This window comes from Bacillus sp. FSL W7-1085, assembly GCF_038595035.1.
In the GTDB taxonomy this organism is placed as follows: domain Bacteria; phylum Bacillota; class Bacilli; order Bacillales; family Bacillaceae; genus Bacillus; species Bacillus altitudinis.
Map to the genome: position 1 here is coordinate 854,576 of NZ_CP152000.1, position 22,925 is coordinate 877,500.

At 43.0% G+C, this 22,925-nt stretch carries 22 protein-coding genes, 2 rRNA genes and 1 pseudogene (1 of these 25 cut by a window edge); 18 read left to right on the plus strand and 7 right to left on the minus strand.

The features are described 5' to 3' along the window. Positions 1-50: 50 nt before the first annotated feature. Together MKY11_RS04205 and MKY11_RS04210 are read right to left on the minus strand one after the other, a co-directional pair. Entirely contained in the window at positions 51-1,214 is a 1,164-nt protein-coding gene (locus MKY11_RS04205) for an oxalate decarboxylase family bicupin (RefSeq protein WP_025206971.1), read from the minus strand. Between the two features lie 94 nt (positions 1,215-1,308). Continuing rightward, the gene (locus MKY11_RS04210; RefSeq protein WP_003217819.1) at positions 1,309-1,473 is read right to left on the minus strand and encodes a YvrJ family protein; all 165 of its coding nucleotides are present in this window, start codon (positions 1,471-1,473) and stop codon (positions 1,309-1,311) included. 166 nt (positions 1,474-1,639) lie between these two features. On the opposite strand from MKY11_RS04210, the gene MKY11_RS04215 reads away from it, so the two are divergent. After that, positions 1,640-2,242 (plus strand): sigma-70 family RNA polymerase sigma factor, encoded by a 603-nt coding sequence (locus MKY11_RS04215; RefSeq protein WP_342501890.1) that lies wholly within the window; start codon positions 1,640-1,642, stop codon positions 2,240-2,242. Continuing rightward, positions 2,190-2,411: a sigma-O factor regulator RsoA gene (gene rsoA / locus MKY11_RS04220; protein WP_034647223.1), complete on the plus strand. Its 222-nt coding sequence runs from the start codon at positions 2,190-2,192 to the stop codon at positions 2,409-2,411. Before MKY11_RS04215 ends, rsoA begins: the two co-directional genes overlap by 53 nt. Before the next feature lie 18 nt (positions 2,412-2,429). On the opposite strand, the gene MKY11_RS04225 is transcribed toward rsoA, so the two are convergent. Continuing rightward, positions 2,430-3,410: a metal-dependent hydrolase gene (locus MKY11_RS04225; RefSeq protein ID WP_342501891.1), complete on the minus strand. Its 981-nt coding sequence runs from the start codon at positions 3,408-3,410 to the stop codon at positions 2,430-2,432. Between the two features lie 191 nt (positions 3,411-3,601). Between MKY11_RS04225 and mutY the strand changes: the two genes are divergently transcribed. After that, on the plus strand, positions 3,602-4,702 hold the full coding sequence (mutY, locus tag MKY11_RS04230; protein WP_045034508.1) for an A/G-specific adenine glycosylase: 1,101 nt from the start codon (positions 3,602-3,604) through the stop codon (positions 4,700-4,702). Here the strand turns inward: mutY and MKY11_RS04235 are convergent. Next, on the minus strand, positions 4,689-4,913 hold the full coding sequence (locus MKY11_RS04235; protein ID WP_008341962.1) for a hypothetical protein: 225 nt from the start codon (positions 4,911-4,913) through the stop codon (positions 4,689-4,691). The genes mutY and MKY11_RS04235 overlap by 14 nt on opposite strands. 81 nt (positions 4,914-4,994) lie before the next feature. Here MKY11_RS04235 and fabL point away from each other — a divergent pair, with 81 nt between their 5' ends. The 10 genes and pseudogenes from fabL to MKY11_RS04285 all read left to right on the plus strand — a co-directional run bounded on the left by fabL (position 4,995) and on the right by MKY11_RS04285 (position 14,544). Beyond that, positions 4,995-5,747 (plus strand): enoyl-[acyl-carrier-protein] reductase FabL, encoded by a 753-nt coding sequence (fabL, locus tag MKY11_RS04240; RefSeq protein ID WP_007496726.1) that lies wholly within the window; start codon positions 4,995-4,997, stop codon positions 5,745-5,747. A gap of 76 nt (positions 5,748-5,823) precedes the next feature. Continuing rightward, positions 5,824-5,973, plus strand: a pseudogene (locus tag MKY11_RS04245) (gamma-type small acid-soluble spore protein); the annotation flags it as partial. Positions 5,974-6,147: 174 nt separating this feature from the next. Continuing rightward, the gene (locus MKY11_RS04250) at positions 6,148-6,408 is read left to right on the plus strand and encodes a YgaB family protein (protein WP_039167929.1); all 261 of its coding nucleotides are present in this window, start codon (positions 6,148-6,150) and stop codon (positions 6,406-6,408) included. Positions 6,409-6,555: 147 nt separating this feature from the next. Next, on the plus strand, positions 6,556-7,086 hold the full coding sequence (locus tag MKY11_RS04255) for a DUF402 domain-containing protein (RefSeq protein ID WP_008341956.1): 531 nt from the start codon (positions 6,556-6,558) through the stop codon (positions 7,084-7,086). A 95-nt stretch (positions 7,087-7,181) separates the two neighbouring features. After that, positions 7,182-8,924: an ABC transporter ATP-binding protein gene (locus tag MKY11_RS04260; RefSeq protein WP_282900890.1), complete on the plus strand. Its 1,743-nt coding sequence runs from the start codon at positions 7,182-7,184 to the stop codon at positions 8,922-8,924. A gap of 112 nt (positions 8,925-9,036) precedes the next feature. Then, on the plus strand, positions 9,037-10,059 hold the full coding sequence (locus MKY11_RS04265) for an ABC transporter ATP-binding protein (protein ID WP_342501892.1): 1,023 nt from the start codon (positions 9,037-9,039) through the stop codon (positions 10,057-10,059). Further along, on the plus strand, positions 10,028-11,005 hold the full coding sequence (locus tag MKY11_RS04270; protein WP_080673806.1) for an ABC transporter ATP-binding protein: 978 nt from the start codon (positions 10,028-10,030) through the stop codon (positions 11,003-11,005). Before MKY11_RS04265 ends, MKY11_RS04270 begins: the two co-directional genes overlap by 32 nt. After that, positions 10,980-12,566 (plus strand): ABC transporter substrate-binding protein, encoded by a 1,587-nt coding sequence (locus MKY11_RS04275; protein ID WP_096881158.1) that lies wholly within the window; start codon positions 10,980-10,982, stop codon positions 12,564-12,566. Before MKY11_RS04270 ends, MKY11_RS04275 begins: the two co-directional genes overlap by 26 nt. A 61-nt stretch (positions 12,567-12,627) precedes the next feature. After that, positions 12,628-13,629: an ABC transporter permease gene (locus MKY11_RS04280; protein ID WP_007496737.1), complete on the plus strand. Its 1,002-nt coding sequence runs from the start codon at positions 12,628-12,630 to the stop codon at positions 13,627-13,629. Between the two features lie 18 nt (positions 13,630-13,647). Continuing rightward, complete coding sequence (locus tag MKY11_RS04285) at positions 13,648-14,544, plus strand: ABC transporter permease (RefSeq protein WP_007496739.1); 897 nt, start codon at positions 13,648-13,650, stop codon at positions 14,542-14,544. Between the two features lie 226 nt (positions 14,545-14,770). On the opposite strand, the gene MKY11_RS04290 is transcribed toward MKY11_RS04285, so the two are convergent. Continuing rightward, the gene (locus tag MKY11_RS04290; protein ID WP_025206980.1) at positions 14,771-15,844 is read right to left on the minus strand and encodes an aromatic acid exporter family protein; all 1,074 of its coding nucleotides are present in this window, start codon (positions 15,842-15,844) and stop codon (positions 14,771-14,773) included. Positions 15,845-16,091: 247 nt separating this feature from the next. Beyond that, positions 16,092-17,387 (minus strand): glutamate-1-semialdehyde 2,1-aminomutase, encoded by a 1,296-nt coding sequence (locus tag MKY11_RS04295; RefSeq protein ID WP_008341922.1) that lies wholly within the window; start codon positions 17,385-17,387, stop codon positions 16,092-16,094. 129 nt (positions 17,388-17,516) lie between these two features. Between MKY11_RS04295 and bcp the strand changes: the two genes are divergently transcribed. Further along, complete coding sequence (gene bcp, locus MKY11_RS04300; protein ID WP_007496746.1) at positions 17,517-17,984, plus strand: thioredoxin-dependent thiol peroxidase; 468 nt, start codon at positions 17,517-17,519, stop codon at positions 17,982-17,984. Between the two features lie 159 nt (positions 17,985-18,143). Next, a complete protein-coding gene (gene perR / locus MKY11_RS04305; RefSeq protein ID WP_003217782.1) occupies positions 18,144-18,581 on the plus strand; it encodes a peroxide-responsive transcriptional repressor PerR in 438 nt (145 codons plus the stop codon). A 35-nt stretch (positions 18,582-18,616) separates the two neighbouring features. Here perR and MKY11_RS04310 read toward each other — a convergent pair whose 3' ends face one another. Then, positions 18,617-18,964, minus strand: a complete 348-nt coding sequence (locus tag MKY11_RS04310; protein ID WP_007496750.1) for a YgzB family protein — start codon at positions 18,962-18,964, stop codon at positions 18,617-18,619. A gap of 189 nt (positions 18,965-19,153) precedes the next feature. On the opposite strand from MKY11_RS04310, the gene MKY11_RS04315 reads away from it, so the two are divergent. The 3 genes from MKY11_RS04315 to MKY11_RS04325 all read left to right on the plus strand — a co-directional run. Beyond that, positions 19,154-20,032, plus strand: coding sequence for a nucleotidyltransferase-like protein (locus tag MKY11_RS04315; protein WP_025206981.1), 879 nt, complete (start codon positions 19,154-19,156; stop codon positions 20,030-20,032). Positions 20,033-20,303: 271 nt separating this feature from the next. Beyond that, positions 20,304-21,852: ribosomal RNA gene (locus tag MKY11_RS04320) — 16S ribosomal RNA — on the plus strand. Between the two features lie 183 nt (positions 21,853-22,035). Continuing rightward, positions 22,036-22,925 (plus strand): 23S ribosomal RNA (locus tag MKY11_RS04325) (it continues 2,041 nt past the right edge of the window). Together the 16S and 23S rRNA genes form the textbook arrangement of a ribosomal RNA operon.

Genomic DNA, 22,925 nt, shown 5'->3' on the forward strand with positions numbered 1-22,925 from the left:
TTACATGAAGATACCTGCAAAAAGGACAGCCTTTTTGCAGGAAGGTGGAATTAATCCTCTTTTTTAGGGGCAGCGATGACAGGGTGTTTTTCTGTATCAAGCAGTTTTAAGAAATCTTCGCCTTGATCTAAATGATCCAAAACAAGCTGTTTCGGTGTGACCGCAAGCCACTGATTGAGTGAAATGTCTGCATAATGATCGCTCTTAAAGATTTCTAAGAAATAGAGCGGTTCGTCGCCTGTATTTTCTACATAATGCCCCATCGCAAATGGCACATAGCCAACGTCTCCCGCTTGATAGTTGAAGGTTCTTGCATGTCCATCAGAAGCAAATACCGTCATTCGTGCCTTTCCAGAAATGAAATATTGCCATTCATCCGTATTTGGATGCCAGTGCAGCTCACGGATGGCACCTGGATCAACTTTCACAAGAGCGGATGCAATCGTTTTAGACGCTTTGAAATTGGTAGAGTCCGCAATCCACACTTGTCCGCCGCTTGACGTAATCGGCTCTTGCTTTAACAGCTCATATTTAAAGGAATTCGGGACTTCTCCTTGCTCTGTTTTCACCTTGTCACACTCAAGGGAACCAGGAATTCCTTTTTGGAAAATATACTTCTCTTTCTCTGGCAGCTTCTTAAATTGCTCCTTTGTCATTCCAAAGTTTTGGAGAACGACTTCCTCTGGGGTATGGGCAAGCCAATCAGTCACTTGGAACGTACTATTTTCAGAGAAGGAACCATCATCAAACACAAGCAAGAATTCCGCTCCCGGTTCAAGTGCTTGAATAGAGTGCGGCAAGCCTGAAGGGAAGTACCATAAATCACCCTCGGTCACATCCTCTGTAAAATTGCGCCCCTCTGCATCAACCGATGTAATTCGGGCTTCCCCATAAATCATGTACGCCCATTCCGCTTCCTTATGCCAGTGCAGCTCGCGAATCGCACCAGGCTTTAGCCGCATGTTCACAGAGGCAAGACTTTTAGAGATTGGTAGTTCACGTACCGTGACTTCTCTTGCGTAACCGCCTTTTTCTAAACGGTTGTGCGTATCAGAAAAAGAATATTTCATGTTGGGAACCGTTCCATGATCGGTTTCTGGTGGCGTGAGCATATCTGGGTTTTGTCTGTCTCGCTCGAGATTACGTGGAATTTTGACCGTTGCTCCTTTTTCTCCTCGAATCGGCTGCGGTACACCATTTTGCTTTTCACTCATGATAAAATCCCCTTTCAACATCGTATTGTGTGAGGTGACAAAAGGCCTTTCATTTCGCCCTCGTTTTCATAAGGTGAAACGAATCAAGAAGATGTCAATCTGATTCATCATTTTTTTGAACAGCGACCAATCGTTGGATGAGCTTGCTTAATTCATCAAACTTTCGTTCAAAACGTGTCAGCAAGTAAACTGTCAAAATGGCAGGAAAGCCTGCCTGACCGAGCTGCTTCAGCCATTCCTCCGAAAAAAAGGTCTCCATTTGTCTCACCTCCCAGCGGATGCTCGTCTTCTCTATAAGTGGTATGAAAGAAGAAATAGGAAATCAAAAGGGGAGAAAATGAACCATTAGACCCGTTTCACAAAGTTTACTTTTTTTAACTTTTGTCCACTTAATGCAAGTAGAGAGAACAAAGGGGAGGATGCACATGGATTATCGGCTGTTATTGAAAGCAAAATGGAAGGAAATCGTTGATCACCCGCTCATTCAGCAATTTTTAAGCAATCCTAAAAACCAGCAGCTGCTCCGGCAAGTCATGGAAGAGCCAAACGAAGAAAATGCGAAAAAACTAGATTCCGAGTTCAAGCAGTTTTATCAAAAAATCCGCATCATCAAGTATATTTCCACAATGATCCGCATCTTTTCAGTCGACTTTGACAAACGAGTGAAAAAAAAGCAGCAGCGTTTTCCGCTCATACTCGATCATCCTGATACGCAAGAAGTGAAAGACCCTGTTCAAACAGATACGTATGAAGCTGTGCTCTTTAACCAACAAGACTTAGGGGAGCACCTGCAAGACCCAAGATTGTACAAGGCCTATCAGCAGCTCACAGACAAACAAAAAATGGTTTTAACCCATATTTATGTTGAAGGTCAAACAATGAAAGAAATAGCCGACCGGCTGGGCGAATCAAGACAAAACATCTCAAACATCCACAAAAAAGCGCTCAACAAACTAAAAGAAGAAACAGGGGGAAATGTCCGTGAACGAAGACAAAATGACCAATGGAGAAATGGAAGAACTCATTGAAACCTTCACACCCATGATCAAAAAGAAACTACAAAACACGGCATATCAAGAAAGAGAAGACCTCGAACAAGAACTCTACATCAAACTCATCGAAAAAATAGACCGGCTGATTTACCAAGAAGGACCTGGCTTTTGGGAGTTTATTGTGGAATATATGACGAAGATGTAAGCACAAAAAAAGACTCGCTCACACAGAGCCGAGTCTTAATTTTTTTTGCAGTTTTTCTTCACTGAAAATCCAGCCGGTATAGGAATTTTTGATTTGGTGGTCCATGTCGATATGGCAGATCGCAACAAAAGGATAGTGACCTTTGCTGCGGTAGCGCAAATCAATGAACCGTACCTCATAATGATCCTTGTATTTATCTACTTCCCACCGGTAGACAGGGGAGAAGGAGAGAAAGGCTGAAATGTTTTCATCCTGTTTGGCAATTTTCATAATCTCAGTATCAGGGACCGGCACACGGTTAAAGGTGTCTAAAATGATGATCTCACCATTCATACTGCGTCCAACATGGAAAGAGGATTTACATTTCACAGCAATGCGCCATTGTCTGAACTTCATTGTAGGCGAAATAATAATGTCTTCAATCTCATCGAATCGTGCACGCAGCTGACGTTTAATCTGAAGCTGCATGATGACCCTGACGATATAGTAACAGAAAATCACGGCATACAGCGTAATGAACGTATAGCCGGGATGACCGCCAATCGCCCAAACGACAATGGCGACAAGGTGTGTAAAAAAGATAAACGGATCAAACGTATTAATGATCCCAAGCGCTACCCATTTCTTTGAAAATGGGCGAATGGCCTGTGTGCCGTATGCATTGAAAATATCGACAAACACATGAAGCACAACGGCTAATAGTGTCCATAGCCAGAGGTGAAGTAAATTCGCCCCCGGCACAAATGGGAAAATCACAGCCGGAATTAGCAATGACCAAAACAGTACAGCCGGAATGGAATGAGTAAATCCCCGGTGATTTCTTATATAAACTGCATTATTTTTTAGTTTTAGCACAGTATCAATGTCTGGTGATTGGGAGCCGGCGATGGTCGCGATCATCACGGCGTGTGCCATGTGTGGATCTGCGCTGACGGCTGGATCTAAAAGCGCAAGTCCCCCAAGAGAAATGCCCATTACTACATGAGTACCAGTATCCAATTGATTACCTCCTAGTTGTCATGCTTAGGAACAATCATACAAAGTATACGTCTCCAATCAAGACTATGTGCAAAATCACTTTTGCTTTATCTCGATTTAATGTAACATGTTAACGTATCTACAAACAGTATACAACAAATAAGGTTCTTTTCAGAACGTTAGCCCTCGGTCCAATGAGAAGGAGTATAGATATGAAAGACATTCAAGAAAAGCTGGACCGCAAAGATATTGCGGGCTTTCAGCATGATTTAATCGATTGGTATGAAAAAGAACAACGTACACTTCCATGGCGTGAAAATCAAGATCCATATCGCGTCTGGGTATCAGAAGTGATGCTCCAGCAAACGAGAGTGGATACGGTCATTCCGTACTTCAATCGGTTTATGGAGCAATTCCCGACGGTGAAAGATCTTGCTTTAGCTGATGAAGAAAAGGTCATGAAAGCATGGGAAGGTCTTGGCTACTACTCACGAGTGCGTAATTTACAGGCAGCTGTGAAAGAAGTCTATGAATCCTACGGGGGCGTTGTCCCTGATACGAAAGAACAATTTTCAAAACTGAAAGGTGTAGGCCCGTATACGAGCGGCGCAGTGCTGAGTATCGCCTATAACAAGCCATACCCTGCGGTAGACGGCAACGTGATGAGGGTCATTTCCCGTATCTTGTCCATATGGGATGATATTGCAAAACCAAAAACGAGAAACATTTTCGAATTTGCGGTTGATCAGCTCATTTCCCGGGAAAAGCCGTCAGAATTCAATCAAGGGCTAATGGAGCTAGGTGCACTTATTTGCACCCCAACCTCTCCTGCATGCCTCATTTGTCCTGTAAACATGCATTGCTCGGCACTTGAGGAAGGCGTTCAGCATGAGCTGCCGGTGAAAAGTAAAAAGAAAAAGCCGACTGCGAAATCAATGGCAGCAGCGGTGTTATTTGACGATGCAGGCCATCTCTATATTCATAAGCGTCCAAGTACAGGTCTGCTTGCGAATTTATGGGAGTTCCCAAACATGGAAACAATGAAGGGAAGAAAAACGGAAAAAGAGCAGCTGATTGATTTCTTAAAAGAGGAAGCGGGTGTACAAGCAGAACTTGGTGATTTAGAAGGCACCATTCAACATGTATTTACCCACCTCATCTGGAATATTTCTGTTTTCTTTGGACGTGTGACCTCTGTATCTGATGACACGATGCTGAAAAAAGTCACAACAGAAGAATTTGAGGCATATGCTTTGCCAGTCTCACATCAAAAAATATGGAAGATGGCACTTGAACAGCCTAGTCATATTTAACCGTTGTACCATGGGTATAATCGGCTTCATTTCGGTGCAGACCCCCGCGGTTTTCAATTTCAGAAATGATTTCTCGATACTTAGATTGCCCTTCTTCGTTTAAATAAGGTAAAATTTGTTGGAAAGCATGATGAAAAAAAGCAAGCTCAGTATCTTTCCATTGATCCTTTGACATCATGCCAAGCTGGCTTAAATCGCGTCCGACATACATGAATGTAACCTCCTAATAGGAACTTTCCTATTAGTGTGAAGCGAATGGACGAAAACTATTCAAATCAGGAGATGAACCATAATGAACAAGCGTAAATGTGCACTAATTACAGGCAGCAGTAGAGGTGTTGGGAAAGAAGTAGCCCTTCGCCTGGCTGAAAAAGGATATGACATTGTCATTAACTATGCAAGAAGCAAAAAAGCAGCACTTGAAACAGCTGAAGAAATTGAAGCGATGGGTGTTAAAACATTAGTTGTCAAAGCCAACGTTGGTCAGCCAGAGAAAATCAAAGACATGTTCCAGCAAATTGACGAAACGTTTGGCCGTTTAGACGTATTTGTGAACAATGCGGCATCTGGCGTTCAGCGTCCAATCATGGATCTTGAAGAAAATCATTGGGACTGGACCATGAATATCAATGCGAAAGCCTTGTTATTTTGTGGACAAGAAGCAGCCAAATTAATGGAGAAAAACGGCGGCGGACATATCGTCAGCATTAGCTCACTAGGCTCTATCCGCTACCTTGAAAACTACACGGTGGTCGGTGTATCTAAAGCAGCACTAGAAGCTTTGACACGCTACCTCTCCGTTGAGCTGTCACAAAAAAATATCGTCGTAAATGCCGTATCAGGCGGCGCCATCGATACAGATGCACTCAAGCACTTCCCAAATCGTGAAGAGTTATTAGAAGACGCTAAGAAAAATACACCAGCAGGCCGTATGGTGGAAATTAAAGACATGGTCGACAGTGTAGAATTCCTTGTATCAGGCAAAGCAGATATGATTAGAGGACAGACGATTATCGTCGATGGCGGACGTTCTTTGCTTGTTTAAAAAAAATCATGAATAAGATGTACACCTTCTGCACAAATTAATGTGCGTGGAGGTGATAATGATGGATAAACAACAAAACAAAACAAACGCACAACAAGTGAAAAAACAAAACCAAGCTGCTGCACAAGGCGGTCAATATGGCACTGAATTTGCTAGCGAGACTGACGCACAGCACGTAAAAAAATACAACCAAAAAGCTGAGCAAAACAAACAACAAAACAGCTAATCACTGAAACAAAGGGAAGCACTTCATCTACGAATGAAGTGCTTTTCTTTTTGCCTCTCCCCACCATCCGACAAAACCTGTAAAACCTCTACATAAACAGTCAAAGGACTTCTTCCTTCTTTCAAGAAATGGTATAGATACAAAAAGTCGATACGAATGAAAGGGAGGAGTTAGATGTCTGATTTCGACCAGCTTGTCAAAGAACAAATGCAGCTTATGGATCAGCTGCTCGATGTACAAGGAGAACTTGATCTGTACTTAGAGACAGAAAAACGATTGCTGCAAGGTGAAAAAAAGGAAGAGCGGCATAAGCTTCATGATCAAATCAAACAGAAACGAGAAGAACTGCAAAAAGTCCAAACACTATTTACAAAACAGACTGAACAAGTCATCAATTCGTATAAACAAATGGAGAAGAGCTCAACCGTGATGTAAAAGAGTGTGCCGTTCAATTGGGTTGAATGGCTTTTTCATTTCATTTTTTAATGATGTAACGGTATAATATAATAGAGACATGTTTAGTTGGGAAATTAGGTCTTTGGACTGTTAGGTTTGTTTGTTATAGAAAGTAGGGGAGAAAATATGGGCTATCCCAAGGAAGGAGAAACCATCCAAATTCAAAGCTATAAACATAATGGCTTGATCCACAGGATTTGGAATGAAACCACCATTCTGAAAGCAACGGAATTGTGTATCATTGGTGCAAACGATCGAACAATGGTGACTGAATCCGATGGCCGAACATGGATGACAAGAGAACCGGCTATTTGCTATTTTCATGCAAAACAATGGTTTAATGTCATTGGGATGCTTCGAGATGATGGGGTGTATTATTACTGCAACATCAGCTCTCCTTTTGCGACAGATGAAGAGGCGATTAAGTATATTGATTACGACTTAGATGTCAAAGTCTTTCCGGACATGACGTATAATATTTTGGATGAGGATGAATATGCGGATCATAAGAGGCAGATGAATTATCCAAAAGAAATCGATAGTATCTTACGAGAGCATCTAAATACATTACTGCATTGGATTCACCAGCGGAAGGGACCGTTTGCTCCAGAATTTGTGGATATGTGGTATGAACGTTTTTTGCGTTATACAAAATAAGTAACAGCAGCTAAAACCTGTTTGGCTTTTCAAAGCCAACAGGTTTTTGATTGCGTACGGATAAGAGGCACTGATAGATTGGGAAGGAGATTTACATGGGGGTCATAAAACGTTACATGGCTTTTGTAACACCGTATAAAAAACAGATTGCATTGACAATGGTGATCGGAATGATTAAGTTCTCGATTCCCTTAACATTGCCTCTGCTTTTAAAGTATGTCATAGATGATGTCATTCAAGGCTCTGGATCGGCTGAAGAAAAAACATCCACTCTCTTTATTATTATGGGAATCATGCTTGTATTATTTTTAGTGATGAGACCGCCTGTTGAGTACTACAGACAATACTATGCGCAGTGGACAGGCAGTAAAGTATTATTTGATATTCGGGAAAAGCTTTTCTCGCACATTCAAAAGTTAAGCCTTCGTTATTACGCCAACACGAGAACAGGGGAAATTATTTCAAGGGTCATCAACGATGTGGAGCAAACAAAGGAATTTGTCATCACAGGGCTTATGAACATTTGGCTTGATTTGATGACCGTCCTGATTGTGATAGCCATTATGTGTACACTGGATCTTAAACTCACCATTGTGTCTGTCATTATTTTTCCGCTGTATGCGTTAGCAGTGAAGTATTTTTACGGACGGCTTCGCAAGCTGACAAAAGAGCGGTCGCAGGCACTGGCTGAGGTACAAGGGCACCTGCATGAGCGAGTACAAGGAATGCCTGTCATTCGAAGCTTTGCGATTGAAGAATACGAACAAGAGAATTTTCACGATGAAAATAAAAATTTCTTAAACAAAGCGATCAATCATACGAATTGGAATGCCAAAACATTCGCTGTCGTCAATACGATCACAGACATTGCGCCGCTGCTCATCATTGCTTTTGCTGGTTATACCGTCATTAACGGGTCGCTTTCAATTGGGACAATGATTGCCTTTGTCGGCTACATTGATCGGATGTACAACCCGATTCGCCGTCTCATTAACTCATCGACGACTTTAACTCAGTCAGTAGCATCAATGGATCGTATTTTTGAGTTTATTGATGAACCGTATGAAGTAACAGACAAGCCGAATGCAAAAGAAGCCAATCACTTAAAAGGAGATGTAGAATTTAAAGATGTGTCGTTCCGTTACGAACATACACAGGAAGAAATTTTACACAATATCTCCTTGAAAGTAGAAAAAGGTCAAACCGTTGCGCTTGTAGGAATGAGCGGCGGAGGGAAGTCGACGCTCGTCAGCTTAATTCCAAGATTTTATGATGTCACAAGCGGATCACTCGAAATTGATGGCATTGATATTAAAGAGTACAAGGCAAGAAGCCTGCGGAATCAAGTCGGGATGGTGCTCCAAGATACATTCTTATTCAGTGACACCATTAAAGAAAATATCGCTGTGGGAGACCCGGAAGCATCCTTTGAGAAAATTGTGTCGGCGGCCAAAGCGGCTAATGCCCATGAGTTCATCATGTCTCTTCCCGAAGGATATGACACAAAGGTAGGAGAACGTGGCGTAAAGCTATCAGGCGGTCAAAAACAACGAATTTCAATTGCGAGGGTATTTCTTAAAAATCCACCGCTTCTTATTTTAGACGAGGCGACGTCTGCACTTGATTTAGAAAGTGAACATTACATTCAAGAAGCGATGCAAAAGCTGGCAAAAGATCGCACAACTTTTATTGTTGCGCACCGTTTATCAACGATTACACATGCGGACCTCATTGTGGTCATGGAACAAGGGGAGATTGTGGAAAAAGGAACACATGAAGAATTAATGAACCGAGACAGCCACTATCGTCATCTATTTACCATTCAAACATTAAATTAGTAAAAGCCTATCCGATTCTAGCGGATAGGCTTTTTTATGCTTGTCAAAAACATGACATATTTCCCAGCTTGTCTCAATACAATTTTAAAAAGTATGACGGGGTGGTGAAGATGTGAAAGAACAAAAAGTATTGCTAGATGTCAAACAGCTGTCTATTGCTTTTCAGCAAAAAAAGCAGAGAGTGCCGATCGTCCATGACATCTCATTCTCTATTCAAAAAGGAGAAACCTTAGGTATTGTGGGCGAATCTGGCTGCGGGAAAAGCATCACATCGATGTCTTTAATGGGGCTGAATCACCAAACAGAAACAACAGGTCACATACAATTTGAAGGTCAAAACCTGCTGTCACTGTCGGAGAAACAATGGCGAGAGGTCAGAGGGAATGACATCTCAATGATTTTCCAGGAACCCATGACTTCTCTCAATCCACTCATGTCCATCGGCAAGCAAATGACAGAAGCCCTTTTCACACATCAGACTACCAGCCAAAAAGAAGCAAAAGTGAAGGCGGTAGATTTGCTTCAAACGGTTGGCCTGAAACAAGCAGCGTCATTACTCAAAAAATATCCACATGAACTATCGGGCGGCATGCGTCAGCGTGTGATGATTGCGATGGCGATGCTGTGTCACCCAAAGCTCATGATTGCAGATGAACCAACGACTGCACTTGATGTCACCATCCAAGCACAAATTCTTCGTTTGCTCAAAAAGTTAAATGAAGAGATGGACACCGCTATTTTATTTATTACTCATGATTTAGGCGTCGTGCGGCAAATATGCCAGCGTGTCATGATTATGTATGCCGGTCGAATCGTAGAAGAAGGAACCGTTGACCGTATTTTCCAAAAACCTCTCCATCCCTACACGAAAGGTCTTTTCGCCTCTGTTCCATCATTTAAAGAGAAAAAAGAAAAACTCATGTCTATTGCGGGTCATGTACCTAAGCCAGGAGCTATTCGGTCCGGCTGTCAATTTGCACCACGCTGTCCATATCAAATGACGCAATGTCTTGAAAAAGACCCATCTTTACAATCCATTTCACACAATCACCGCGTCGCATGTTTTCTAATGGAAGGAGGAGAAGACACTGAATCACCCACTGTTGCAAGTGAATCAACTGACGAAGCGTTATGACACATCGGCATTTTTTTCTAAACACAAACAGACGACTTTGGCTTTAAATCAAGTGTCCTTTCACGTGAAAGAAGGAGAGACGCTCGGCATTGTGGGCGAATCTGGCTGCGGGAAATCAACCCTTGGCAAAAGCTTAATGAGATTAATCGAACCGACTTCTGGCTCAATCCAAATGAAAGGAAAAGAAGTGACGCTTCTGAAAGAACGAGACATGCGTTCCTTCAGAAAAGACATTCAAATGATTTTCCAAGATCCATACGCTTCCTTAAATCCACGAATGAAAATCAAAGACATTTTAGAAGAACCGCTCATTGTTCATAAACATGGAACAAAAGCAGAAAGACAAAAGCGGGTAAAGGAGATGCTGCACATTGTTGGGTTTGACCCATCCTATGGAGACCGTTATGCGCACCAATTCAGCGGCGGTCAGAGGCAGCGTATTGGAATTGCTAGGGCACTGATTACTCATCCAAGTCTTGTGATTGCCGATGAGCCAGTTTCCGCTTTAGATGTATCGGTTCAAGCACAAATATTGAATTTAATGCTCGAATTGCAAAAGACGCTTTCTCTGACGTACTTGTTTATTTCTCACGATCTAGGCGTTGTCAAGTATATGAGCGACCGAATTGCAGTGATGTACGCTGGCCGTATTGTAGAAATGGGTCCTGCGGAGGACGTATTTCACAAGCCGCTTCATCCTTATACATCGCTTCTTCTGAAATCCATTCCACATATGGATCACGTGCTGGAAACGCAGGATGTGTCAGCGGAAGAATCCAACCTGGTGTCAGAAGATGGCTGTCCTTTCTATAAAAGATGTCCAAAAAGGTGGGCGCAATGCTTGCAAGATGTTCCGCCTTTGTATGAGGAGGAAACAGGCCATGCAGCTGCGTGCTATTTATATCAAAAGGAGGAACACAATGAAGAAGACATGGTTATTCAGTAGTTTCATTCTTGTGCTAGCACTTGCGTTATTTTTAGGGGGCTGTTCATCTTCATCAACATCAGAAGAAAAAGCCACCAAAGACACTCTCGTATTCGGCAGAGGAGGGGACTCTACGTCACTTGATCCGATTACAACAACAGAAGGCGAAACCTTCAAGGTTACAGAGAATATGTTTGAAAAGCTTTTGAATTACGGTGAAAAAGACACGACCATCCATCCGGGCCTCGCAACAGAATGGGATGTTGCAAAGGACGGAAAATCGTACACGTTCTACTTAAGAGAAGGTGTGAAATTTCACGATGGCACAGATTTTAATGCAGAAGCAGTGAAATTCAACTTTGACCGCTGGATGAATGGAGATGCCGAAAAATTTCCTTACTACGGCATGTTTGGCGGCTATAAAAAAGATAAAGGGCATGTCATTAAAGACATCATCGTTAAAGGAGAGCATGAAATTGAATTTCAACTCAAACGCCCGCAAGCAACATTTCTGAAAAACATCGCCATGTCACCATTTGGTATCGCTAGTCCTGCAGCAGTTGAAAAAAGCGGTGATTCATTTAGAGAAAACCCAGTGGGCACAGGACCATTTAAGTTTAAAGAATGGAAGCAGAACGACCGTATTGTCTTAGAAAAGAACGAAGATTACTGGCAAAAAGATAAACCAAAACTGAAACAAATCATCTTCCGCTCTATTCCTGAAAACTCTGCTCGTTTAAATGCGCTTAAAACAGGCGAAATCGACTTAATGGATGGCGTCAATCCGTCCGATTTAGATGGCATTAAAACAGACAAAGCGCTCCAGCTGATTGAAAGACCATCCATGAACGTAGGTTATATCGGGCTGACAGTGACTAGAAAGCCGCTTGATAACAAGTTGGTTCGTCAGGCACTCAATTATGCAGTTGATAAAGAATCAATCATCGAGTCGTTTTATGGAGGACTTGCTGAACCAGCAAAAAATCCACTTCCTCCGTCATTAGAAGGCTACAATGACGAGATTGAGCCATATCCATATGATCCGGAAAAAGCAAAAGAACTATTGAAAGAGGCAGGCTTCCCTGACGGTTTTCGCATCAAGCTTTGGGCAATGCCTGTGCCGCGTCCATATATGCCAGACGGGATGAAGGTAGCTGAAGTCATTCAGTCAAACTTTGAAAAAGTTGGTGTCAAAGCCGAAATCGTCACATATGATTGGGCGACTTATTTAGATAAAGCAAGTAAAGGCGAAGCAGATGTGTTCTTATTAGGATGGACAGGGGACAATGGCGATCCTGATAATTTCATCTACACATTATTAGATAAAGACAGTATTGGCGGTAACAACTATACATTCTTCCAAAACGATAAAATGCATGACATCCTCATTGAAGCGCAGACCGATACGGATCAAAAGAAGCGAAATGAATTATATCAAGAAGCTCAAGAAATCATTCATGATGAAGCGCCTTGGATCCCATTAGTCCATTCAATTCCAATGCTTGCCGCATCTAAAGATTTAAAAGGCTACCAGCCGCATCCGACTGGTTCCGAAGCATTGACTGACGTATATTTCGAATAAGCAAATAAGGGAGATCGTTCGATCTCCCTTATCCAAACAATGAAAAGGCGGTGAAAGCTGTTTGTTTGCTTATTGTATGAAGCGAGCAGGAATGCTCATTCCAGTACTGATCGGAATGACCTTAGTTGTATTTTCTATTATTCGGTTTATCCCTGGAAATCCGGCGCAGGTCATCTTAGGACAGCGGGCAACGAAAGAAGCAGTAGAGCAATTGACGATTCAGCTTGGTTTAGACCAGCCGTGGTACGTACAATATGGTCACTACATGCTGGGGCTTTTAAAAGGCGATCTAGGGACTTCCATACGAACAGGAGCGGCTATTGCCCAGGAAATGAAGCCTTACTTATTCGCTACATTAGAATTGACTTTCTTCGCTATGTTGCTGGCGATTATTGTCGGTGTGAATGCCGGAATCATTAGTGCATGGTTTAAACATTCTTTCTTTGATTATGTGGCCATGTTTATTGCGCTCATTGGGGTGTCCATGCCGATTTTCTGGTTAGGTTTAATGGGACAGTGGCTATTCTCGATTGAATTAGGTATTTTGCCGACTACAGGACGAGAAAACGTCAGAAATCCGGTAGAGTCGATCACCTATATTCATACGCTGGACACGCTTTTGCAAGGGCGATTTGATCAATTCTTTGACAGCATCAAGCATTTAATTTTACCAAGTACCGCTCTCGCAACGATTCCTGCTGCGATTATTGCAAGGATTACGAGGGCAAGTATGTTGGAAGTCCTTCATTCAGATTTTATTCGAACAGCAAAAGCAAAAGGGGTACGTTCATTTTTCATCATTTATCAGCATGGGCTGAAAAATGCGCTCATTCCGATTTTAACGATTATTGGTCTTCAAACAGGTCTCTTGCTAGGCGGAGCCATTTTAACAGAAACGATCTTTGCTTGGCCGGGAATTGGGCGGTATATTTACGATGCAATTAGCTATCGTGATTATCCTGTTATTCAAACTGGCATTCTTGTTGTTGCGCTCATATTTGTGCTGATCAATTTCATTGTTGATATCTTGTATGCAGTCATTGATCCGAGGATTAAATACTAGAGAAGGGAGAGTGACGACATGGAAGCGCAAAAAGAGCTTCAAGCACCTAAACAAAAGGAAGAACGCTCTCAATCACTGATTCTTGAATCGATGAAACTGTTCTTTCAGCACAAGCTGGCGGTCATTGGCACTGTGATTGTCTTTTTATTTCTGATCCTAGCAATCTTTGCACCGCTCATTGCTCCTTATGGAATCAACGAGCAGTCACTAGGCGAACGATTTAGTGCCCCTTCAGCTGCGCATTGGTTTGGTACGGATGATTTCGGGAGAGACATATTTTCTAGAGTCGTGCATGGAGCTCGGATTTCATTATGGGTGGGTTTCTTCTCCGTTCTCGGGTCGGTTATTTTAGGGACATTGCTTGGGTTGATGGCAGGTTACGGCGGTAGATTACTGGATGCTGTCATCTCAAGACTATTTGATATTTTACTCGCTTTTCCTAGCATTCTATTAGCGATTGCGATCGTTTCCATCTTAGGACCTTCCTTACAAAATGCCCTTATTGCCATAGCGATTATTAACGTCCCCACATTTGGCCGGCTCGTTCGTTCAAAGGTGCTGAGCATTAAGCAAGAAGAATACGTCTTAGCAGCAAAGGCAGTCGGGATGTCACACCGCCGCATCGTTCTTCGTCACATACTGCCAAATAGTATGGTGCCGGTCATCGTTCAAGCGACGCTTGCGATTGGTACTGCCATTATTGAAGCGGCGGCTTTAGGATTTTTAGGATTAGGTGCACAAGCGCCAAGTCCAGAGTGGGGGAAAATGCTTGCAGATGCGAGACCTTATCTCGTACAAGCGCCATGGACTTTATTTTTCCCGGGGATTGCGATCATGCTGACGGTTCTTGGCTTTAACTTGATGGGAGATGGATTAAGAGACACCCTTGATCCTAAAATGAAGAAAATAAAATAAGACCGATTCTAACAATCGGTCACAGCGTGTAGACAAACCCCGCATTCTTTGTCAGTCCTGAGTGCTGGTGCTCACGAATATGGCATTCGCTCCGCTCCATTACTCGTCCTTCCTTGATTTCAAGGGTTTTCAACTACGCTGAAAAGAAGACAAAGGGCTAAAATAAAGATCATTTTAGCCCTTTGTCAAAAATGTAAGCCCGATTCTTAGAATCGGGCTTTTGTATTTAAGCTTCTTTTTCTTCTGTCTCAATCTCACTATCTTTTGGGTGATACGTTTGGAAGCTTGTAATCAAAGTATCTAGATGCTCCAATTCATCACGGTATTCAATAATACTCGACATCACATTCAGCATATTGTAATCCAGCAAGTCGTTTTCTTGATTTTGTTGATGCTGAATAAATGATTTCGTTAATGCTTCAAGACGAAGAGAGCATTCATTCTGAAAATCATCGTCCTGCGGTTTCATTTTTCCAACAAACTTCATCAAGGTACGTTCATGCCAATAAAGCAAATAATCAATCTCATCTGTTAAGCTCTCTCTGAAATGCTCTGGCATCAAATGAATTTCATTTTCTAACTTATGAAGCTTTTTCAGCAAGTACAGCGCTCGATTAGACGTCATGATTGCCTGTCTGAATAAAACAAGCTTTCTAGATTTGACATAAGTTGTTTTCTTTAAATAGCTTCGTTCTTCTTTGTATAACAAGTAAATGTGATCTAATTTGATCATACGTTCTTTTATTTGATCGATGTCATCCTTTAAAGTGGAATGATCAGTTGACTGTCTGGAGCTTAGACGGATCCATTTTAAAATCTCCTCCGTATTTTCCATAATGTGATGAACAAGCTTTGTTTCATACTTTGGCGGCAGGAAAATCAAATTCACTAAAAATGAAGAAAGTACGCCTAACACCACAGTTGCTGTTCGAATTAAGGCAAAGGAAAGGAAATGATCCCCTGCACTTTCTAAAATCGCGATGACGGTTACGAGTGCAATCGGAATCGTGTGTTCAATCTTCAGCTTTAAATTAATCGCAATGACCATGACGGCAGTTAAGCCGATGATGACTGGTCCTGTGCCAAAAAGCAGACCGAACGTAATGGCAAGTGCTGCTCCAATAATATTGGCTTGCACTTGATCAACAATCGTTAAAAATGATCGATAAATAGATGGCTGGATAGCAAATACAGCTGCAATTCCCGCGAAGACGGGTGTCGGCAACCCAAGCCATGTTGCCAGGTAAAGCGCGAGTACAATGGCAATACCAGTTTTTAAAATACGGGCTCCAAGTTTCATTGGTTTTGTCCCTGCATTCCTTTCTTTTCGATAATAGATGACCACTTGTCATATATCATAAATATTTTGATGAAACAACTAAGTAATATACAGCGGTCTTCCGAAATATTCAAGTGATTTTTGAAAGTTCATGAAAACATCAAAAGAAGGTATTGAGAAAAAATGTAACAGATTCACTCGCTTTTGACAATCAAGAGCTGGTAAATAAAAAAACAGACGCATGAATTTACGTCTGTTTTTCTCTTCATTATGATTGTTTCAGCTGTTCAAACGCATGATCTACTGCTTTGAGCGTTTCAGAAATATCATTTTCAGTATGTGCAATGGTTAAGAACCAAGCTTCATATTTAGAAGGAGCGAGGTTAATACCTTGTGCGAGCATGAATTTAAAGAAACGGGCGAACATTTCACCATCCGTATTTTCAGCCTGCTCGTAGTTCACAATCGTTTCCTTTGTAAAATAAATGGTGAGAGCACCTTTTAAGCGATTCACTGTAATATCTACTTGATGTTTTTTTGCGTGGGCTAAAATTCCCTCTTCTAACATGGCCCCAAGCTGATCAAGACGTTCGTAGACCCCGTCTTCTTTTAACACTTCCAAGCATGCAATACCAGAAAGGATGGAGGCGGGATTACCTGCCATCGTACCAGCTTGGTAGGCTGGTCCAAGCGGGGCGACTTGCTCCATAATTTCTTTTTTGCCGCCGTAAGCGCCGATTGGAAGACCGCCGCCGATAATTTTACCTAATGCAGTGAGGTCAGGTTTTACTTGAAGCAAGTCCTGTGCACCACCATACATAAAGCGGAAAGCTGTAATGACTTCATCATAGATGACTAGAGCCCCTTTTTCATGAGTCAGGTCATTAACCTGCTGCAGGAAACCGTCTTTAGGCTCTACGATGCCAAAGTTCCCGACAATTGGCTCAACAAGAACAGCTGCTACTTCATCACCCCAGCGGTCTAATGCTTCTTTGTAGCTGTCTATATCGTTGAATGGAACGGTAATGACTTCATTGGCAATACTTTTAGGCACGCCCGCTGAATCTGGTGTTCCTAAAGTGGAAGGTCCAGAGCCGGCCGCAACTAGCACAAGATCAGAATGGCCGTGGTAACATCCGGCAAACTTAATGATCTTTGTTCTGCCTGTATAAGCGCGAGCGACACGGATTGTCGTCATCACAGCTTCTGTACCTGAATTGACAAAACGAACTTTGTCCAAAGCAGGCATCGCTTCCTTCAGCATCTTAGCAAAAGTGACTTCATGCTTCGTTGGTGTTCCGTAAAGGACACCCGTCTCGGCTGCTTTCGTGATGGCTTTTGTAATATGAGGATGAGCATGTCCCGTAATAATTGGGCCGTATGCTGCTAAATAGTCGATATAACGGTTTCCGTCAACATCCCAAAAATAAGCGCCTTCGCCTTTTTCCATTGCAACAGGTGACCCGCCGCCCACTGCTTTATATGAACGAGATGGGCTGTTAACCCCTCCAACAATATGCTCCAGCGCCTCTTGATGTAATTTTTCTGATTCGGTGAATTTCATAAATAGCCTCCTATCTCAACGTATCACGTCGTCTATCATTATTTTAACATGCCGATGCAAGCGTCCTTAGTTGAATATCTTCTCGAAATTGGATAGGCTAATGAAAAAATAGGTTGGAGGGATTGTATCATGACAATCGAAGTGGGGCAGCAAGTACCTGATATTGAATTACTTGGTGATAATGGAGAGAAAGTAAAGCTCTCTGATTTTAAAGGGAAACACATTGTCCTTTATTTTTATCCAAAAGATATGACGCCGGGCTGCACAACGGAAGCCTGTGATTTTCGTGACCGCCATCAAAGCTTTGCGGAATTAGATGCTGTGATTATCGGCGTAAGCCCAGACGGTCAAGACAAGCACCAAAAGTTTAAAGAAAAACATGACTTACCTTTCCTGCTTCTTGTAGATGACGAACAAAAATTGTCTGAAGCTTTCGGTGTATGGAAGCTGAAAAAGAACTTTGGTAAGGAATACATGGGAATTGAACGCTCAACGTTTCTTATTAATAAAGAAGGAAAGCTTGTGAAAGAGTGGCGTAAAGTAAAGGTGAAAGATCATGTGGAAGAAGCGCTTGAGGAACTGAAAGCTCACGCTTAATATGTTGACGAGATGAGATCGGCAGTCGTGCCGGTCTTTTTTGTATAGAAGAATAGGTAAAAAAGAGGATTGTAATTGACAAAGTTTCGGCTCTGGGGGTACACTATTTATAAAGATTATAATATAAGAATATTTTTGAAAAGAGAGGTGCATGATGAAATGGCTGCTCACGAACTAAAAGACGCTTTAGATGCTCTAAAAGAAACCGGTGTTCGAATTACTCCGCAGCGCCATGCCATCTTGGAGTTTCTCGTAAATTCTATGACACACCCAACCGCGGACGATATATATAAGGCACTTGAAGGAAAATTTCCTAATATGAGTGTAGCAACGGTTTACAACAATTTACGAGTCTTCCGGGAATCTGGATTAGTAAAAGAATTAACGTATGGGGATTCCTCAAGCCGATTTGATTTTGCGACATCTGACCATTACCATGCGATTTGTGAAAACTGCGGAAAGATCGTTGACTTTCACTATCCTGGCCTTGATGAAGTAGAACAGCTTGCATCCCATGTGACAGGTTTTACAGTAAGTCATCATCGTTTGGAGATCTATGGCACTTGTCAAGAATGTGCAAAAAAAGAAAATCATTAATGAAAAAGCTGACCAGTTGAATGGTCAGCTTATTTTTATGACTTTTTTCGATTGTAGGATTCATCAAACTCTTTGCCTTCTAATGCTGGATCGAGTGTAAGTGGCTCTCTGCAATGCATGCACATGTCCACCCGCCCAAGCACTTTTGTTTCCTTCTCACAGCCTGGACATACGACCCGGACTGCCTTCGTAGAAAGCATACCGATCCAAAAGTAAACGGCTGTACTCAATCCAATCGATAACACGCCGAGTAGCATAAAGAAGGTCGACAGCCAGACCGATTCCTTGAAGAACACACCGATATACATGATCAAAAAACCAACAAAAACCAAACTAAGTGCAAATGTTCTGATTTTATTAATCTTACTGGAGTATTTCGCCATCCCTAGTCCCCCTTATCTCCAATATAGCACATTTTACCTTTCTGTTTGAATTAGTTATAGAGTTTTGTGAATAAATTGCTTATAATGATTCAACGATCTTTTTTCATGTATTGAAGGAATTTTGATTCTATGAGGAGAAATACATAGCATTAGAGAAGAACCTTACACCCGAGTATTGGAGGAATCACTATGGAAAATCTTCTCCGTCCTATTTATCAAGAGAGAGCAAGTCATCCAGATACATTAGCTGTGATTATAGTAGAAAGAAGGCATAAAGTATCTTCTGAGACGGATAACTTTGATGCAGCGCTTCTAGTCATCGTAAAGGATGCGGAAGAACCGTTATTTATTAAGCACTATGAATCCGATCACCAGACAGCTTCTTTAAATGTTGTCACAGATGATCAGTTGAAGGAATGGATTACCTTAGGTACCAACAGGCGGATTATTGATTGGATTTTAAACGGAAAAGTCCTGTTTGATCGAAATGAATATATTTTCAACTTGATTGATGAACTGAGTACATTCCCGTTTTCTAACCGTAAGCTCAAAATTGGTTTAGAATATGGCAAGCTCATTCGCAGATATATAGAAGGAAAAGCATTTTTTGAATCAAATCAATTCCTCGATGCATATAATTCCATTGTGCATGCCCTGCATCATCTTGCGCGTATTGAAGTGATTGATAAAGGCTTCCACCCAGAAGTGACCGTTTGGAACCAAGTACGTCATATGGAACCGGAAGTATATAAACTTTATTCAGAGTTGATTGAAAGCCACGAAAGTCTTCATAAACGGTTAGAACTTTTATTCCTAGCGAATGATTTCTTGATTCATTCAAAAGCAGAAATTGGTGCGGCTCATTTGCGTCATGTCATGGAACAGCAGGATATTTGGCTGTTTGGCGAGCTTCTTGCACATCCTGATCTCAAACATTTCACACCTGATCTTAGTGTGATGATTGATTTCTTTGTGGAAAAAGGAATTGTGCTAGTAGAGCCAATTGAGACGAAGGGGCAAAAAATCTATCATCGAGGATATTTTGTTAAAAAAGATATTGACGTATGAATATTATGATGGTATATTATTAAACGTCGCTAATGAGCAACTGAGTTGCTTTGAAAGAAAAGCTGACAAAAAGAAATTCAGAAAAACACTTGACGCACACGGTGCTCAAATGTTATATTAAGAAAGTCGCCTCTGAGCGATAACGAAGATGATCTTTGAAAACTAAACAAGACAAAACGTACCTGTTAATTCGAGTTTTTATAAAAAAATCCTATGATACATCATAGGTAGTCAGTCAAACTGGCGAAAAGCAAAACTTCGGTTTTGTACTTTTTCGGAGAGTTTGATCCTGGCTCAGGACGAACGCTGGCGGCGTGCCTAATACATGCAAGTCGAGCGGACAGAAGGGAGCTTGCTCCCGGATGTTAGCGGCGGACGGGTGAGTAACACGTGGGTAACCTGCCTGTAAGACTGGGATAACTCCGGGAAACCGGAGCTAATACCGGATAGTTCCTTGAACCGCATGGTTCAAGGATGAAAGACGGTTTCGGCTGTCACTTACAGATGGACCCGCGGCGCATTAGCTAGTTGGTGAGGTAACGGCTCACCAAGGCGACGATGCGTAGCCGACCTGAGAGGGTGATCGGCCACACTGGGACTGAGACACGGCCCAGACTCCTACGGGAGGCAGCAGTAGGGAATCTTCCGCAATGGACGAAAGTCTGACGGAGCAACGCCGCGTGAGTGATGAAGGTTTTCGGATCGTAAAGCTCTGTTGTTAGGGAAGAACAAGTGCAAGAGTAACTGCTTGCACCTTGACGGTACCTAACCAGAAAGCCACGGCTAACTACGTGCCAGCAGCCGCGGTAATACGTAGGTGGCAAGCGTTGTCCGGAATTATTGGGCGTAAAGGGCTCGCAGGCGGTTTCTTAAGTCTGATGTGAAAGCCCCCGGCTCAACCGGGGAGGGTCATTGGAAACTGGGAAACTTGAGTGCAGAAGAGGAGAGTGGAATTCCACGTGTAGCGGTGAAATGCGTAGAGATGTGGAGGAACACCAGTGGCGAAGGCGACTCTCTGGTCTGTAACTGACGCTGAGGAGCGAAAGCGTGGGGAGCGAACAGGATTAGATACCCTGGTAGTCCACGCCGTAAACGATGAGTGCTAAGTGTTAGGGGGTTTCCGCCCCTTAGTGCTGCAGCTAACGCATTAAGCACTCCGCCTGGGGAGTACGGTCGCAAGACTGAAACTCAAAGGAATTGACGGGGGCCCGCACAAGCGGTGGAGCATGTGGTTTAATTCGAAGCAACGCGAAGAACCTTACCAGGTCTTGACATCCTCTGACAACCCTAGAGATAGGGCTTTCCCTTCGGGGACAGAGTGACAGGTGGTGCATGGTTGTCGTCAGCTCGTGTCGTGAGATGTTGGGTTAAGTCCCGCAACGAGCGCAACCCTTGATCTTAGTTGCCAGCATTTAGTTGGGCACTCTAAGGTGACTGCCGGTGACAAACCGGAGGAAGGTGGGGATGACGTCAAATCATCATGCCCCTTATGACCTGGGCTACACACGTGCTACAATGGACAGAACAAAGGGCTGCGAGACCGCAAGGTTTAGCCAATCCCACAAATCTGTTCTCAGTTCGGATCGCAGTCTGCAACTCGACTGCGTGAAGCTGGAATCGCTAGTAATCGCGGATCAGCATGCCGCGGTGAATACGTTCCCGGGCCTTGTACACACCGCCCGTCACACCACGAGAGTTTGCAACACCCGAAGTCGGTGAGGTAACCTTTATGGAGCCAGCCGCCGAAGGTGGGGCAGATGATTGGGGTGAAGTCGTAACAAGGTAGCCGTATCGGAAGGTGCGGCTGGATCACCTCCTTTCTAAGGATATATGGAGCAGCGTACGTTTTTCGTCTTGTTTAGTTTTGAAGGATCATTCCTTCAAAACATGTCTCTAGCGAGACAGGATTGTTCTTTGAAAACTAGATAACAATAAGTAATACATTCACATTGAATGCAATGCAAAGTTCATCACACATAGTGATTCTTTCTAAAGTAAGAAATGGTTAAGTTAGAAAGGGCGCACGGTGGATGCCTTGGCACTAGGAGCCGATGAAGGACGGGACGAACACCGATATGCTTCGGGGAGCTGTAAGCAAGCTTTGATCCGGAGATTTCCGAATGGGGAAACCCACTGCTCGTAATGGAGTAGTATCCATACTTGAATACATAGAGTATGAGAAGGCATACCCGGGGAACTGAAACATCTAAGTACCCGGAGGAAGAGAAAGCAAATGCGATTCCCTGAGTAGCGGCGAGCGAAACGGGAACAGCCCAAACCAAGAGGCTTGCCTCTTGGGGTTGTAGGACACTCTATACGGAGTTACAAAGGAACGATATAAGCGAAGAGGTCTGGAAAGGCCCGCCAAAGAAGGTAACAGCCCTGTAACTGAAATGTTGTTCTCTCCAGAGTGGATCCTGAGTACGGCGGAACACGTGAAATTCCGTCGGAATCCGGGAGGACCATCTCCCAAGGCTAAATACTCCCTAGTGACCGATAGTGAACCAGTACCGTGAGGGAAAGGTGAAAAGCACCCCGGAAGGGGAGTGAAATAGATCCTGAAACCGTGTGCCTACAAGTAGTCAGAGCCCGTTAACGGGTGATGGCGTGCCTTTTGTAGAATGAACCGGCGAGTTACGATCCCGTGCAAGGTTAAGCAGAAGATGCGGAGCCGCAGCGAAAGCGAGTCTGAATAGGGCGCATGAGTACGTGGTCGTAGACCCGAAACCAGGTGATCTACCCATGTCCAGGGTGAAGTTCAGGTAACACTGAATGGAGGCCCGAACCCACGCACGTTGAAAAGTGCGGGGATGAGGTGTGGGTAGGGGTGAAATGCCAATCGAACCTGGAGATAGCTGGTTCTCTCCGAAATAGCTTTAGGGCTAGCCTCAAG